Raw genomic sequence first — 15,563 nt, 5'->3', positions numbered from 1 at the left:
TTGGTACATCCGACCGTCCCACCCATTCGATACAAGTTGCAGCCCTTTATGCTCGTAGATTCCCATTGTCACCTTGATCGCCTCGACCTGACCGCTCACGACGGCTCCCTGGATGCTGCCCTGGATGCGGCCCGGCAACGTGGGGTAGGGCACTTTCTGTGTATCGGTGTCAGCGCGGACAACGCGGCCGACGTCAAAGCCCTGGCCGAACGTTATGACGACGTCGACTGCTCGGTGGGCGTGCACCCTCTGGATGTGCAGCCAGGTGCCGCGCCGGCGCTGGACTGGCTGTTGCACGAACTCAATCACCCGCGTGTGGTGGCCATTGGCGAAACAGGTCTGGACTATCACTACGAGCCGGAAGCGGCAGAGTTGCAGCAGGAGTCGTTCCGCCTGCACCTGCAGGCAGCGCAACAGACCGGCAAACCGGTGATCATCCATACCCGCGGCGCCCGCGCCGATACCTTGGGCTTGCTGCGTGAGGCGGCGTTGCCCCAGGCGGGCGTATTGCATTGCTTTACCGAAGACTGGGAGATGGCGAAGGCTGCGCTGGACATGGGCTATTACATTTCCCTGTCCGGGATTGTCACTTTTCGCAATGCCGATGCGTTGCGCGATGTGGCCAGCAAGGTGCCGGCCGACCGGTTGCTGGTGGAAACCGACTCGCCGTACCTGGCACCGATTCCCTATCGCGGCAAGCCAAACCTGCCGCAGTACGTGCGTGAAGTTGCGGAATTTCTGGCAATGTTGCGTGGTGAGCCCTACGAGCGGTTTGCCGAGCAAACCACGGCGAATTTCAAGCGCCTGTTCCCGCTGGCGCATGTGAAATCAGTTTAGGGTTCGAAGCCGCTTTCGCGAGCAGGCTCGTTCCCACAAGGTTAAATCGCAGGCAAAAAAAACCCGGGTTCTGGGGGGTGAATCCGGGTTAAGACCATTAGGAGTAAAACAATGGCACGCGGTCCGTTGGTACCAATATCGGCGTGACACTTGGGGGAGATGCCCCGCCGACAGTTCAAGTATTGATCAGGATTGCGCCTCGTCCAGTTTAGCGGCCCGGGTTTTTAAACAAATTTGGAATACGTGCGCTTCGGAAGAGTTCTCATCACCCTGTAAACGTACGCGGAATGACCAGAAAGCGCAGATATGGTCGGATGATCCGTGCATTTTTGCGTAAGTTAGGCATAATACGCGGCTTCGAATTTTGACCCCTGCAGACCTTTTCTTATGCATAAAGAACCTCGTAAGGTCCGTGAATTCCGTCGCCGCGAGCAGGAAATTCTCGATACCGCGCTCAAGCTGTTCCTCGAACAAGGTGAAGACAGTGTCACCGTCGAGATGATTGCTGATGCCGTCGGTATCGGTAAAGGCACGATCTACAAGCACTTCAAATCCAAGGCGGAAATCTATTTGCGCCTGATGCTCGACTACGAGCGCGATTTGAACGAGCTGTTGCATTCGGCCGATGTCGACAAGGACAAGGAAGCCCTGTCCCGGGCCTACTTCGAATTCCGCATGCGCGATCCACAGCGCTACCGCCTGTTCGACCGCCTTGAAGAAAAAGTGGTCAAGGGCAACCAGGTGCCGGAGATGATCGAGGAACTGCACAAGATCCGTGCCTCGAACTTCGAACGCCTGACACTGCTGATCAAGGGCCGGATCAGCGAAGGCAAGCTGGAAGACGTGCCACCTTACTTCCACTACTGCGCATCCTGGGCCCTGGTGCACGGTGCCGTCGCGCTGTATCACTCGCCGTTCTGGAGCAATGTGCTGGAAGACCAGGAAGGTTTCTTCCAGTTCCTGATGGACATCGGCGTGCGCATGGGCAACAAGCGCAAACGCGACACCGACACTTCCGGCAGCTGAGCCATTCAGTTGCCTTATTGCGCCATGATTTTGCTACTTGGCGCAGTACCGCAGGAATATACTCAGGTAGAGGACTTGCTAAAACTTGATTTCTGAGTCAAGTTTTAGCGGCCCGATATTCTTCCGCCGGAGTGACCATGATCGTTGACCGTCAAGGCAGGCGTTTTCGCAACTTGCGAATCAGTCTGACCTCAGCCTGCAATTACGCTTGTACCTACTGCGTGCCCAACGGCAAGCGGCTGGTGGCTGCGCAGGATGAATTGTCGGCCGAAGCCATGGCGCGTGGCGTGGCTTACCTGATTGAAGCGGCGGGTATCGAGCGTCTGCGCATTACCGGCGGCGAGCCGCTGGTCAGCCCGAAACTCGAAGCGTTCATGACGGCGGTCGGGCGGATGGGCCTGGAAGACATCAGCCTGACCACCAATGGTCAGTTGCTGGCGAAGAAACTGCCACTTCTGGTGAACGCCGGCATTCGGCGCCTCAACGTTTCCCTCGATACCCTCGACGCCAGTGCGTTCCGCGGCATTGCCCGGGGTGGCGACCTGGCCACCGTGCTCGACGGCATGAGCGAGGCCAGTGCGGCCGGCATGAAGATCAAGGTCAACATGGTGCCGCTGCGCGGACAGAACCTCGATCAAGTGATGCCGCTGCTCGATTACTGCCTGGAACGTGGATATGAACTGCGCTTCATCGAGCTGATGCGCATGGGCCACCTGGCAAACGACTCCAATGCCTTTCTGCAGCAGTTCGTCAGCCTTCAGCAATTGCTGAGCCTGATCGGCGAGCGCTACGAATATCTGCAAGCCGATGCACCTGTCGATGCGACGGCGGTGCGCTATGAAATTCCGGGGCACGGCTATTTCGGCGTGATCGCCAATGAAAGTGTGCCGTTCTGCCGGACCTGCTCGCGACTTCGTTTGTCTTCCACCGGATGGCTGCATGGCTGCCTGTCGTCGAGCAATCGCCATTACATCGGCGACCTGCTGGACAAGCCGCGCCATCAAGCGCTGCCGGCCTTGCAACGCCTTCTGGTGAAAGCCCTGGGTGACAAGCAGGAAGTGGCGTTCTCTGGTGGCGCGACCGTGATGAAAATCATCGGTGGCTGATCATTCCTCATCGCGAGCAGGCTCGCTCCCACATTGAAATGCAACCCTCTGTGGGAGCGAGCCTGCTCGCGATGCGATCTGAGTGTTGGTGAGCGGGAGCTGGCGCAAAAGCTGCATCCTACGGCCATTCGCCGGTTTTCCGACACCGGCCTCTGGAGGATAGGATGCGTAGCCTGGTTTTGCTGCTGGCCGTATTGGCAATTGGTGGCTGCATGAACGTCAGCGATATGGCCGAAGGGACTCGTTACCATATGAGCGATGCGGGGTTGCTCGACCACAGTGAGAGCCGTCGCGTAAACAACCTGCGCATTCAGCCGGACTCGTTCGTCTACATCGCCCAAGGCGCTTTCATGCCGCCGGGCAGCGCCGTTTACCCACGGCCCAACGTGATTGCCGAAGTCGCGTTCGATGGCTTCATCGAATACTTCCCGATGGTCCGCCGTGCCCGTACGCCGGAAGGCCTCGACCAGGCCATGGGCGAAGCCCGTGCCGCTGGTGCGCACTACCTGCTCTACACTCGGTTTGCCAAGTCTGACGACCGTATCGGCAACTCGGACGAGTGGCTGGACCAGGAAGCCCTGGATCGTCTCGGCATCGACAGCGGTATGATTCAGATCATGTTGATCGAGACCAGCACCCAGTATTTGATTGATACTGCAACCATCAAGAGTCGTGGCGGTTTACTGACGTTCCACGATAAAAAACCCGAAGACCTGATGGGCCCGCCGCTGCAACAATATGCGCGCAGCCTGCTGGGGCTCAGCGACCAGTAATCCGGAGGAGAACGCCATGAGTGGCCCGCAAAAAGCCAACGACCTGCTGGGGCAAATCCCCAAGACCAAAGGCTTGCCGCCGGTGCACCTGTGGAATCCCGATTTCTGCGGCGACATCGATATGCGCATCGCCCGGGACGGTACCTGGTATTACCTGGGCACGCCGATCGGGCGCAAGCCGATGGTCAAACTGTTCTCCACCATCATCCGCCGCGATGGCGATGATTATTTCCTGATCACTCCGGTGGAAAAGGTCGGCATCAAGGTCGACGATGCGCCGTTCGTGGCGATTGCCGTCGATGTGGAAGGCGAGGGCGAGGCGCAGGTGTTGCGCTTTACCACCAACGTCGATGAAACCACCGAGGTCGGCGCCGATCATCCCATGCGTGTGGTCATCGACCCGGTAACGCAAGAGCCGGCCCCTTACGTGCATGTGCGCAGCAATCTTGAAGCCTTGATCCATCGCAACGTGTTCTATCAGTTGGTGGAGCTGGCGGTGAGTCGCGAGATCGACGGCCAGCGCTGGCTCGGTGTATGGAGTGGCGGCGAGTTCTTCCCCATCGGTCTCGAACCCTGACGCATAAACCCTGTAGGAGCGAGCCTGCTCGCGATGACGGAGTGTCAGTCGACGACATCTGTGCCTGAACCGCAATCGCGAGCAGGCTCGCTCCTACAGTGGTTTCGGAAATTCTCGAAAGAACCAGATTGACATCCAATCGTATGATGATTAGCGTGGGCCTCCATTGCGAACGGCTTTGAGGTGTCCATGTCCAGCAGCTTTCATGCATCGACGGTTGACTGGCTGGGCTGTTGGCTCGCCACGGGGCAGGTCAAGCCGGGTGAGTCACTCAAGGTCGAAGCCGACCTCGGCGAACAACTCGGCGTGAGCCGCACGGTCATCCGTGAAGCCATCAAGACCCTGGTGGCCAAAGGCATGCTCGAGGTCGGGCCGAAAGTCGGCACGCGGGTGTTGCCGGTACGGCGCTGGAATCTCTTCGATCCACAAGTCGTCGGCTGGTTGTCGCGCAGCGGCTTGCCGGAAAACTTCGTCGACGATCTGCTCGACCTGCGCCGCACCATCGAGCCGATGGCCGTGCGCTGGGCCTGCGAGCGCGCAACCGGCGAACAGGTGAACGCGATCCTGTTGGCCTGTAACGCGCTGGAACGGGCGGTGGACAGCGGCATCGATTACAACCGCGCCGACCAGCTCTTCCACGAATGCATCCTCGCCGCCAGCCACAACCAATTCATCGAACAAATGGTTCCCGCCCTCGGCGCTTTGCTGGCGGTGGCCTTTGAAGTGTCCGCCGCCGACCCGGATGAACTGCGTCGCACCCTGCCGATTCACCGGGACCTGGCTGAGGCGATCGCGGCCCGTGATACCGCCCGGGGTGTCTGGGCCTGCATGACTCTGATCGATAACGCGGACCTGGCGATCAAGCGCTACTACCCGCAAGTCATGGCCGATAAAAAGGCCAGCTGACAACGAAAATCCCCATATAAAAACAAGAACAATGCAGGAGGTTTCATGGCGTGGACTGCGGTGACCGAACATCGGGCTCAACTGGGCGAAGGCCCGTTCTGGGATGCGCCCACCCAAGCCCTGTACTGGGTGGATATCGCCGGTAAACAGGCGCTGCGATTGATCGGCGCCAACGTGCAGATCTGGCAGATGCCGGAGCACGTATCGGCGTTCATTCCATGCGAAAGCGGCGATGCCCTGGTGACATTGAGCAGCGGCGTGTATCGCCTCGATCTTGATTCACCCGGCCTGGAACCGCGCCTGACGTTGTTCTGCGTGGCCGATCCGCAACCGGGCAACCGCCCCAACGAAGCCCGCTGCGACACCCAGGGCCGGCTTTGGCTCGGCACCATGCAAAACAACATCGGAGAACAGGGCGAAGACCTGCCCCTCGTCCGTCGTTCCGGTGGGCTGTTTCGCATCGATCGCGCCGGGCGGGTTGCGCCGTTGCTGCGTAACCTGGGCATTCCCAACACGCTGCTGTGGAGCGATGACGCCACCACGGTGTACTTCGGCGACAGCCTCGACGGCACCTTGTATCGACATTTCATCCGTACCGACGGAGCCCTCGATGCGCCACAGGTCTGGTTTGGTCCGCACGGGCGTGGCGGCCCGGACGGCTCGGCGATGGATACCGAAGGTTTTATCTGGAATGCCCGTTGGGACGGCAGCTGCCTGCTCAGGTTGAGCCCGGACGGCAAAGTCGATCGGATCATCGAGCTGCCGGTCAGTCGTCCCACCAGCTGTGTGTTTGGCGGTGCAGACCTGAAAACCCTGTACATCACCAGCGCGGCAAGTCCGCTGGGCCATCCATTGGATGGTGCTGTGTTGTCGATTGCAGTGGATGTGCCTGGAAAGCATTGCACGCGTTTTGCTGGGTAAATCCCAAAATATGGGATGTAAATATATATATTGAGATTTGTCGCGAGCCGGGTTTATAGTCGGCCTCACGAGTTACATGCACTCACACTTAAAAAAACAAAACAGGTGAAGTGATGCAGCGAAGTTCCCCCGTGCTCCCTTGCGGAGCCAGTGCCTCAGAGCGTTTCCGAGCTGAAACGTTTTCGCACTCACTTGTTTCCTACCCAGCGCCTTTTGACCGGACATCGACAGATGCCCGGTTTTCGTCGTGTCTTCGAACAGGAGTCTTGATCCATGGCTGAACCACTGTCATTGCCACCGGTGCCCGAACCGCCCAAGGGCGAACGCCTGAAAAACAAGGTCGTATTGCTGACCGGTGCCGCCCAGGGGATTGGTGAAGCGATTGTGGCGACCTTCGCGTCCCAGCAGGCCAGGCTGATCATCAGCGACATTCAGGCCGAGAAAGTCGAGAAGGTCGCGGCGCACTGGCGGGACCAGGGCGCCGATGTGGTGGCGATCAAGGCCGACGTGTCGCGTCAACAGGATCTGCACGCCATGGCCCGGCTGGCGATCGACCTACACGGCCGGATCGATGTGCTGGTCAACTGCGCCGGGGTCAACGTATTCCGCGATCCGCTGGAAATGACCGAGGAAGACTGGCGTCGCTGCTTTGCCATCGACCTCGATGGCGCCTGGTACGGTTGCAAGGCGGTGCTGCCGCAGATGATCGAGCAGGGCATCGGCAGCATCATCAACATTGCCTCCACCCATTCCTCCCACATCATTCCCGGCTGCTTTCCATACCCGGTGGCCAAGCATGGCTTGCTCGGTCTGACCCGTGCCCTGGGCATCGAATATGCGTCCAAGGGAATCCGCGTCAATGCCATCGCGCCGGGCTACATCGAAACCCAGATCAACATCGATTACTGGAACGGTTTCGCCGACCCCCACGCCGAACGGCAGCGCGCGTTTGACCTGCACCCGCCGCGTCGCATCGGGCAGCCGATCGAAGTGGCGATGACCGCCGTGTTCCTGGCCAGTGATGAAGCGCCGTTCATCAATGCCTCGTGCATCACTATCGATGGCGGGCGCTCGGTGATGTACCACGACTGAGTGATCGGGCTTTCAGGCGTGTTGCTACGTCTGAAATACAATCATCATATGATATGACTATTGGCAGTATGTTTCACCGCGTCATGGCTTCAACGAACGCTCAAGAAAAATAACAAGGAGTCAGCTTATGAATCGTCGTCATGCTATTCGTTCCCTGTGCTGTGCCGCGTTGGCGGTCTCGGCGTTCAGCCTGAGCAACACGCTGCTGGCAGCCGAGGAAGTGAAGATCGGTTTCCTGGTCAAGCAGGCTGAAGAGCCCTGGTTTCAGACCGAGTGGGCCTTTGCCGAAAAGGCCGGGAAAGAGAAGGGCTTCACCCTGATCAAGATTGCCGTGCCTGATGGTGAGAAAACCCTTTCTGCCATCGACAGCCTCGCGGCCAACGGCGCCAAGGGGTTCGTGATCTGCCCGCCGGACGTCTCCCTGGGACCGGCGATCATGGCCAAGGCCAAACTCAACGGGTTGAAAGTGATTGCTGTCGATGACCGCTTCGTCGATGCCAGCGGCAAGTTCATGGAAGACGTACCGTACCTTGGCATGGCTGCATTCGAAGTCGGCCAGAAACAAGGCAATGCCATGGCGACCGAAGCGAAGAAACGCGGTTGGGACTGGAAAGACACCTACGCGGTGATCAACACCTACAACGAACTCGACACCGGTAAGAAGCGCACCGATGGCTCAGTCAAAGCGCTGGAAGATGCCGGCATGCCGAAAGACCATATCCTGTTCGCGGCCCTCAAGACCCTCGACGTGCCGGGCAGCATGGATGCCACCAACTCGGCCCTGGTGAAACTGCCGGGGGCGGCGAAGAACCTGATCATTGGCGGCATGAACGACAACACCGTGCTTGGCGGTGTGCGCGCCACCGAGAGCGCCGGTTTCGCGGCGGCCAACGTGATCGGCATCGGCATCAACGGTACCGACGCCATTGGCGAGCTGAAGAAACCCGACAGCGGCTTCTACGGTTCGATGCTGCCGAGCCCGCACATCGAGGGCTACAACACCGCCAGCATGATGTACGAGTGGGTCACCACCGGCAAAGAACCGGCGAAGTACACCGCCATGGACGACGTGACGCTGATCACCCGCGACAACTTCAAGCAAGAGCTGGAAAAGATCGGCCTGTGGAACTGACGGCCGTTTGATTTCAGCGGCGGCCTCGGTGGCGGGGCTGCCTGATCGGTGTGAAGAGGTGGTTATGCACGCGCAAACAATCCAACACGAACACAGCCTCACCGGCAGCTTGCGCTTCAACGGGATCGGCAAGACCTTTCCCGGGGTGAAGGCGCTGGACAACATCAGCTTCGTCGCTCATCCGGGGCAGGTTCACGCCTTGATGGGCGAGAACGGGGCCGGCAAGTCGACGCTGCTGAAAATCCTCGGCGGGGCCTACACGCCTTGCAGCGGCGCCTTGCAGATCGGCGAGCGGACGATGGACTTCAAGTCCACCGCCGACAGCATCGGCAGTGGCGTCGCGGTGATCCACCAGGAGCTGCATCTGGTGCCGGAAATGACCGTGGCCGAGAACCTGTTTCTCGGGCATCTGCCCGCCAGTTTCGGCCTGATCAACCGCGGTGCCCTGCGTCAGCAGGCACTGGCCTGTCTCAAAGGCCTGGCCGATGAAATCGACCCGCAGGAGAAAGTCGGGCGCCTGTCCCTCGGCCAGCGGCAACTGGTGGAAATCGCCAAGGCGTTGTCCCGTGGCGCCCATGTGATTGCCTTCGACGAACCCACCAGCAGCCTTTCGGCGCGGGAGATCGAACGCTTGATGGCGATCATCGGCCGACTGCGGGACGAGGGCAGAGTGGTGCTCTATGTCTCCCACCGCATGGAAGAAGTGTTCCGCATCTGCAACGCGGTGACGGTGTTCAAGGACGGGCGTTACGTGCGCACCTTCGACGACATGAGCCAGTTGACCCACGATCAACTGGTCACCTGCATGGTCGGGCGCGACATCCAGGACATCTACGATTACCGCCCGCGCCAGCGTGGCGCGGTGGCGCTCAAGGTCGACGGCCTGCTCGGGCCGGGGTTGCGCGAGCCGGTGAGCTTCGAGGTGCACAAAGGCGAAATCCTCGGGCTGTTCGGACTGGTCGGTGCCGGTCGCACCGAGCTGTTGCGCCTGCTCAGCGGCCTGGCGCGTAACAGTGCCGGACAGCTGAAACTTCGTGGCCATGAACTGAAGCTGCGCTCACCCCGGGACGCGATTGCCGCCGGGATCCTGTTGTGCCCCGAGGACCGCAAGAAGGAAGGCATCCTGCCGCTGGCCAGCGTTGCCGAGAACATCAACATCAGTGCGCGCGGCGCCCACTCCACCTTCGGTTGCCTGTTGCGCGGTCTGTGGGAGAAGGACAACGCCGAGCAGCAGATCAAGACGCTGAAAGTGAAGACGCCCAACGCGGCGCAGAAAATCATGTACCTGTCCGGCGGCAATCAGCAGAAGGCCATTCTCGGCCGCTGGCTGTCGATGCCGATGAAAGTGCTGCTGCTCGACGAGCCCACCCGCGGCATCGACATCGGTGCCAAGGCCGAGATCTACCAGATCATCCATAACCTGGCCGCCGAGGGGATCGCGGTGATTGTGGTGTCCAGCGACTTGATGGAAGTCATGGGCATTTCGGACCGCATCCTGGTGCTGTGCGAAGGCGCCCTGCGTGGCGAGCTGAGCCGCGAACAGGCCAACGAATCCAACCTGCTGCAACTGGCTTTGCCGCGCCAACGCGCCGACGGCGTGGCGAACTGAGAGGTGACTATGATGACAACCCAAAACAACACCCTGCCAACCACACGCAAACCGCTGGACCTGCGACGCTTCCTCGATGACTGGGTGATGCTGCTGGCGGCGGTCGGCATCTTTGTCGCCTGCACCTTGCTGATCGACAACTTCCTGTCACCGCTGAACATGCGTGGCCTGGGCCTGGCGATTTCCACCACCGGGATCGCGGCGTGCACCATGTTGTATTGCCTGGCGTCGGGGCATTTCGACTTGTCGGTGGGCTCGGTGATTGCCTGCGCCGGGGTAGTCGCGGCGGTGGTGATGCGCGACACCGACAGCGTGTTCCTCGGAGTCTGTGCGGCGCTGGTAATGGGCCTGATCGTCGGGCTGATCAACGGGATAGTGATCGCCAAGCTGCGGGTCAATGCACTGATCACCACGCTGGCGACCATGCAGATCGTGCGCGGCCTGGCCTACATCTTCGCCAACGGTAAAGCGGTGGGAGTGTCCCAGGAATCGTTCTTTGTCTTCGGTAACGGCCAGCTGTTTGGTGTGCCGGTACCGATCCTGATCACCATCGTCTGCTTCCTGTTCTTCGGCTGGCTGCTGAATTACACCACCTACGGGCGCAACACCATGGCCATCGGCGGCAACCAGGAAGCGGCACTGCTGGCTGGTGTGAATGTCGATCGGACCAAGATCATCATCTTCGCCGTGCACGGTGTGATCGGTGCATTGGCCGGGGTGATCCTGGCATCACGCATGACCTCCGGCCAGCCCATGATCGGCCAGGGTTTCGAGCTGACGGTGATCTCGGCCTGTGTGCTGGGCGGGGTGTCGTTGAGCGGCGGCATCGGCATGATCCGGCATGTGATCGCCGGGGTGTTGATTCTGGCGATCATCGAGAATGCGATGAACCTGAAGAACATCGATACGTTTTATCAGTATGTGATCCGGGGTTCGATTCTGCTTCTGGCCGTCGTGATTGACCGTCTGAAGCAGCGCTGACACCCATTACACTTGTGGAAGCGAGCAAGCTCGCTCCCACAATTGACCGGGTTGGTCAGGCGAACGCGGTCCCCTGTGGGAGCGAGCCTGCTCGTGATTGGGCCTCAACGTTCAATACATAAGCAGGCCCTAGCTCGCCTTGCGCAACGCCTCGATCAGCTCTTGCTTGCGCATCGAGGACCGCCCGGGAATATCCTTTGCCCTGGCTTCCTTCCTCAAGCTATCGACTGTTTGAGTCTCTCGCGAGGCCTTGCTGCTACGTGAGTTTCCTTCACGGCTTGCCACCGCCCGACGCGCCGATTCCTTGCGATCTGTCGACTTTGCACTGGCGGGTTTCTTGCGCCCCGAACCGCCGGCCCGTTCGCCGCCACCGGACTGTTTGTTCACCGTCGCCCAGGCGCGGGCTTCGGCTTCGTCCTTTGAGACGCCTTTGTTTTCGTAACTGTCTTCGATGTGTTGCGCCTTGCGCTTTTGCTCGGCGGTGTATTTGGTTTTGCTTCCACGAGGCATGGGATTTCTCCTGGCTTCATTATTGGCTCATGTTGCTGTCCTCGTCCTCGGTGGTGCTTGAGCCGAAGCCGCCACTGCCGGGCGTTTTTTTGTCCGGCAGGTTCGTCCCATCCTGACGTCCCGCGTCATTGCCTTTAACCCGTGGGTCGGTGCCGGTGGCGGGCGGCAGGTTATGGTCGATCGTCGTGCCATCGGTGTTCATACCGGGGGCACTCTGGATGGCGGGGGCCCTGGGTTTTTCCACCGGATTGGTCGGGCCGGTGCTCGAACCGATGGTCCCGGCGAAGGAGGCTGCGGACAAAAGCCCAGTGAGAACGAGGGCGGTCAACCTGGACAGAATCATGGGGTGTCTCCAACGAGTAGAGTCCTTACCTGATTAGTCCGCCCTCGATCCGGATGGGTGCAGTGTTGGCGACGAACGGCTCAGGCCTGCTCCAGTGCCCTGATCGCCGTGGCTCTACGCCAGATCAACCGGCCCACGGTGATCAGCCAGTTGAGCGAGGCAACTACCAGCACCGTGAGCAACAGCGTGGCCATGCCTTGCTCGACGATGATTTTCCCGGCCAGCAATGGAAAGCCGAATACGCCGATGAAGTACGACAGACTGAACAGCAGCAAGGATTGTGCGGTGGTGCCGTTCGGCGCTTCATTGGCGGCCAGGCCGTTGATCACCGAGTACGTCAGGCCGTAACCGATCCCGAGCACCGCCGCCGCGAGCACGTAGCTGAAGCTGCTGTCGACGACAAAACCGAACATCACGATCGACGCCAGCATCAGCCCCGAAAGCAGGCACGACGCACGGAACGGATCGCGCTTGACCACGAAACCGGCAACCAGCATGCGGCCGCTGATCGCCGCGCCCATGAAACCGAGGAAGAACAGCGAATAGTCGAGTGAGTGCGCCGTCGCGTAACTGGTTTGAAAACTCGACAGACCACCGAATACGCAGCCGCCGAGACCGACCATGATGATCGGGAACACCGCCCTGGACGACAGCACCTGACCCGCTGCACGCCAGGAAATCCGCGACACACTGCCGGATTGCGCGGGCGCTTGTTTCAGTTGTCGATCCAGGCGCCAGAACAGCAATACGCCGATCAGGCTGGCCAGCGCCGCCAGGTAAAACGCCGCCGTCACCGGATAACCGAGCGCACTCGCCGCGCGGCCGAGCAACGGGCCGCTGCCGATCCCGGTCATCATGCTGCCCGACAGCAAGGCGAAGTATTTGGCGCGCTGCGCGGGTGTCACAAGACTTGCCACGATGATCGGCCCCAGGGTGTAGAACACGCCCCAGCCCAGGCCCAGCAGCAGCCCGAAAAACAATAGCAGGTGACCGAAGCCCGGGGTCAGGGCGAAGCCCAGGCTGGCCACCACCAGCAATACACCGAACAGCGCCACCGAGCGGGCGGCACCGAGCAGGTCGGACAAATGACCGGAAACAATCACCGCCGCAAAGGTGCTGAGCATCGCCGCCGAAATCACACTACCGGCATCGTGTTCGTTACCGCCGCGCGAGCCGATCAGTAATGAGAGCAAAAACGTCGAACCGTAGGACAACGACAACAGGTAACTGGCGAGGCAAAACAGGCCGAACAGCTTGCTTGAAACTGGAGGTGTTGCGGTAGACATGACGCAGTTCCTTGACCGGCTAAATGAGCTGTGCGGCTATCTAACCACGCAGTGACCGAATGTCAGGTCCGAGGTTATCGATTCCAGGGTTAGTGTTGGCCGGAGTAAAGCTCCCTCGCCACAGGCTACGCGCCGACTTAGTATGGTGTTTTCAACTTTTGACAAGGCACGTCCATGACGATCGAAATCCGCCCGGCGACCCCCAGTGACGCACCGCAAATCCTCGCGTTCATCACTGAACTGGCCGACTACGAACGTGCCCGCCATGAAGTCATCGCCAGTGTTGCCGATATCGAGCGCAGCCTGTTCAGCGAAGGTGCCACCGCCCATGGCCTGATCTGCCTGCGCGACGGTGCGCCCATCGGTTTCGCGGTGTTCTTCTTCAGCTATTCCACCTGGCTTGGCAGCAACTGCCTGTACCTCGAAGACCTCTACATCACCCCGCAACAGCGCGGCGGCGGTGCGGGCAAGACCCTGCTGCGGCACCTGGCGAAAATCGCCTGCGCCAATGATTGCGGGCGGTTCGAGTGGAGCGTGCTGGAGTGGAATACGCCGGCCATCGATTTCTACAAGTCCCTGGGGGCGCAGCCGCAGGAAGAGTGGGTGCGCTATCGGATGGATGGGGCGGTGTTGCGGGATTTTGCAGCGGGTAACTGATCGCTTTTAAAGGATCGCAGCCTTCGGGCTGCGATTTTTTTGTCTTGTCTCATAATATGGGATTGATATTTATATATTGAGATTTATCCCTGCGCAGGTTTATAGTCCCGCTCACTCACTGCCAAAAACCAAAACAGGTGAAGCGATGCAGGCGCAATTGATCGCGCTCGACTGGGGGACAACCTCATTACGTGCTTACAAACTGGCTGAAGGCGGGCAAGTGCTCGAACAGCGTTCGCTGTCGTCGGGGATCATGCAGCTGCCGAAAGCGCCGCGAATCATTGGCGGCCGGGAATGCACCGATGGTTTCGAACTGGCCTTCGATGAGGCTTGCGGCGACTGGCTCAATGCCCAGCCGAATTTGCCGGTGATTGCCTGCGGCATGGTCGGCAGCGCCCAGGGCTGGAGCGAAGCGGCCTACCGCGACACACCGGCGAACGTCGCCACGCTCGGTACTTCCTTGCAAACCGTGCGCAGCCTGCGCGGCGTCGATGTGCACATCGTGCCCGGCGTCATCGAGCGTTCGCCTTTGCCGAACGTGATGCGCGGCGAAGAAACCCAGGTGCTCGGCGTGCTGCAAAACCTGGCGAGCGAGGCGGGTGCTGATCTGCTGATCGGCCTGCCGGGCAGCCATTCGAAATGGGTGGAAGTGGCCGACGGCTGCATCATGCATTTCGACACTTTCATGACCGGCGAAGTCTTCGCTGTGCTCAGTCAACACAGCATTCTCGGACGCACCCAGCAACGTGGCGCGTCTTTCGATGGCGATGCGTTTGATCGCGGCGTGAAGGTCGCGTTGTCGGCGGACGCTGAAATCGGTCCGCTTTCGACCCTGTTCAGCGCCCGCAGTCTCGGGCTGACCGGCGAGTTGAGCGCCACCGCCCAGGCGGACTATCTGTCCGGCCTGCTGATCGGCCACGAGCTGGTGGCGCTGGCCAACGTGCAGCGGCGCCGACGCAACAGCGTGCATCTGCCTTCGATCATCCTCATCGGCAACACCCAACTCTGTGCCCGCTACAGCCGTGCGCTCGACGCCTGCGGTTTTGCCCGGGTGACCCTGGCCGAACAGGCCACCGAAAGCGGGTTGTGGCAACTGGCGCTGGCTGCCGGCCTGGTCACGCGCACCGCATCCCGTTAAACCTGACTGGAGTCCTGACATGCTCAAACAAGCCCTGGCGCAAAACGGACTGATCGCGATCCTGCGCGGCCTGCGCCCACAGGAAGCGGCGGCCATCGGCGAAGTCCTGTACGCCGCCGGATTTCGCGTCATCGAAGTGCCGCTCAATTCCCCTGAGCCGTACGAAAGTATCCGCATCCTGCGCAGTACCTTGCCCGCCGATTGCCTGATCGGTGCCGGCACAGTGTTGACGCCGGAGCAGGTCGAGCAAGTGAAAGCCGCGGGCGGCCAGGTGATCGTCATGCCCCATAGCGATCCGAAGGTGTTGCGCGCGGCGAAAGCGGCGGGGCTGTACCTGTCGCCGGGTGTCGCCACGCCGACCGAAGCCTTCGCGGCACTGGCTGAAGGCGCCGATGTGCTGAAGCTGTTCCCGGCCGAGCAGATGGGCCCGGCGGTCGTCAAAGCCTGGCTCGCCGTGCTGCCGGCGGGAACGATTCTGGCGCCGGTCGGCGGCATCACGCCGGACAACATGCAAGTGTTCATCGACGCCGGCGTCAAAGGTTTCGGCCTCGGTTCCGGTCTGTTCAAACCGGGCATGACGCCTGCGCAAGTGGCAGCCAATGCCAAGGCCTACGTCGCTGCCTGGAAAGCCCTTCGATAAGACTTCTTTGAGCGCCGAGCGCGCTGCAT

At 60.4% G+C, this 15,563-nt stretch carries 17 protein-coding genes; 14 read left to right on the top strand and 3 right to left on the bottom strand.

The window, feature by feature from the left end; genetic code table 11:
- Window positions 1-48: 48 nt before the first annotated feature.
- From AC3ITA_RS21125 to araH, 11 genes are all read left to right on the top strand, one after another.
- Window positions 49-837, top strand: a complete 789-nt coding sequence (locus tag AC3ITA_RS21125) for a TatD family hydrolase (RefSeq protein WP_095944009.1) — start codon at window positions 49-51, stop codon at window positions 835-837.
- Between the two features lie 387 nt (window positions 838-1,224).
- Window positions 1,225-1,863 carry a TetR/AcrR family transcriptional regulator gene (locus AC3ITA_RS21120; RefSeq protein WP_008050425.1) on the top strand — a complete coding sequence of 213 codons (639 nt, stop codon included), beginning with the start codon at window positions 1,225-1,227 and terminating at the stop codon, window positions 1,861-1,863.
- A 137-nt stretch (window positions 1,864-2,000) separates the two neighbouring features.
- Window positions 2,001-2,969, top strand: a complete 969-nt coding sequence (locus tag AC3ITA_RS21115) for a GTP 3',8-cyclase MoaA (RefSeq protein ID WP_414929038.1) — start codon at window positions 2,001-2,003, stop codon at window positions 2,967-2,969.
- A 164-nt stretch (window positions 2,970-3,133) separates the two neighbouring features.
- Entirely contained in the window at window positions 3,134-3,742 is a 609-nt protein-coding gene (locus AC3ITA_RS21110) for a DUF4823 domain-containing protein (protein WP_095944007.1), read from the top strand.
- A 16-nt stretch (window positions 3,743-3,758) separates the two neighbouring features.
- Window positions 3,759-4,319, top strand: a complete 561-nt coding sequence (locus AC3ITA_RS21105; RefSeq protein ID WP_489278329.1) for a DUF1285 domain-containing protein — start codon at window positions 3,759-3,761, stop codon at window positions 4,317-4,319.
- 189 nt (window positions 4,320-4,508) lie between these two features.
- A complete protein-coding gene (locus AC3ITA_RS21100) occupies window positions 4,509-5,225 on the top strand; it encodes a FadR/GntR family transcriptional regulator (protein ID WP_046037461.1) in 717 nt (238 codons plus the stop codon).
- A gap of 45 nt (window positions 5,226-5,270) precedes the next feature.
- Window positions 5,271-6,146 (top strand): SMP-30/gluconolactonase/LRE family protein, encoded by an 876-nt coding sequence (locus tag AC3ITA_RS21095; RefSeq protein WP_489278328.1) that lies wholly within the window; start codon window positions 5,271-5,273, stop codon window positions 6,144-6,146.
- Window positions 6,147-6,419: 273 nt separating this feature from the next.
- The gene (locus tag AC3ITA_RS21090; RefSeq protein WP_095944005.1) at window positions 6,420-7,238 is read left to right on the top strand and encodes an SDR family oxidoreductase; all 819 of its coding nucleotides are present in this window, start codon (window positions 6,420-6,422) and stop codon (window positions 7,236-7,238) included.
- Window positions 7,239-7,365: 127 nt separating this feature from the next.
- Window positions 7,366-8,370 (top strand): substrate-binding domain-containing protein, encoded by a 1,005-nt coding sequence (locus AC3ITA_RS21085; protein ID WP_095944004.1) that lies wholly within the window; start codon window positions 7,366-7,368, stop codon window positions 8,368-8,370.
- Between the two features lie 64 nt (window positions 8,371-8,434).
- Window positions 8,435-9,979, top strand: coding sequence for an L-arabinose ABC transporter ATP-binding protein AraG (gene araG, locus AC3ITA_RS21080; RefSeq protein WP_414929037.1), 1,545 nt, complete (start codon window positions 8,435-8,437; stop codon window positions 9,977-9,979).
- 12 nt (window positions 9,980-9,991) lie between these two features.
- Window positions 9,992-10,960, top strand: coding sequence for an L-arabinose ABC transporter permease AraH (araH, locus tag AC3ITA_RS21075; RefSeq protein WP_095944016.1), 969 nt, complete (start codon window positions 9,992-9,994; stop codon window positions 10,958-10,960).
- Between the two features lie 129 nt (window positions 10,961-11,089).
- On the opposite strand, the gene AC3ITA_RS21070 is transcribed toward araH, so the two are convergent.
- The 3 genes from AC3ITA_RS21070 to AC3ITA_RS21060 form a co-directional block, all read right to left on the bottom strand.
- Window positions 11,090-11,470, bottom strand: coding sequence for a Rho termination factor N-terminal domain-containing protein (locus AC3ITA_RS21070; protein ID WP_489278327.1), 381 nt, complete (start codon window positions 11,468-11,470; stop codon window positions 11,090-11,092).
- A gap of 19 nt (window positions 11,471-11,489) precedes the next feature.
- A complete protein-coding gene (locus AC3ITA_RS21065; RefSeq protein ID WP_489278326.1) occupies window positions 11,490-11,813 on the bottom strand; it encodes a hypothetical protein in 324 nt (107 codons plus the stop codon).
- 80 nt (window positions 11,814-11,893) lie between these two features.
- Complete coding sequence (locus AC3ITA_RS21060; RefSeq protein ID WP_489278325.1) at window positions 11,894-13,099, bottom strand: MFS transporter; 1,206 nt, start codon at window positions 13,097-13,099, stop codon at window positions 11,894-11,896.
- A 174-nt stretch (window positions 13,100-13,273) separates the two neighbouring features.
- Between AC3ITA_RS21060 and AC3ITA_RS21055 the strand changes: the two genes are divergently transcribed.
- The 3 genes from AC3ITA_RS21055 (at window position 13,274) to AC3ITA_RS21045 (ending at window position 15,534) form a co-directional block, all read left to right on the top strand.
- The gene (locus AC3ITA_RS21055; protein ID WP_095943999.1) at window positions 13,274-13,756 is read left to right on the top strand and encodes a GNAT family N-acetyltransferase; all 483 of its coding nucleotides are present in this window, start codon (window positions 13,274-13,276) and stop codon (window positions 13,754-13,756) included.
- Window positions 13,757-13,901: 145 nt separating this feature from the next.
- Window positions 13,902-14,894, top strand: a complete 993-nt coding sequence (locus AC3ITA_RS21050) for a 2-dehydro-3-deoxygalactonokinase (RefSeq protein ID WP_489278324.1) — start codon at window positions 13,902-13,904, stop codon at window positions 14,892-14,894.
- A gap of 19 nt (window positions 14,895-14,913) precedes the next feature.
- The gene (locus AC3ITA_RS21045) at window positions 14,914-15,534 is read left to right on the top strand and encodes a 2-dehydro-3-deoxy-6-phosphogalactonate aldolase (RefSeq protein ID WP_414929032.1); all 621 of its coding nucleotides are present in this window, start codon (window positions 14,914-14,916) and stop codon (window positions 15,532-15,534) included.
- Window positions 15,535-15,563 lie beyond the last annotated feature (29 nt).

This window comes from Pseudomonas sp. GL_090 (genome assembly GCF_057837765.1).
The sequence above is the reverse complement of the archived record's forward strand: the minus strand, read 5'-3'. Positions and strand labels throughout refer to the sequence as shown.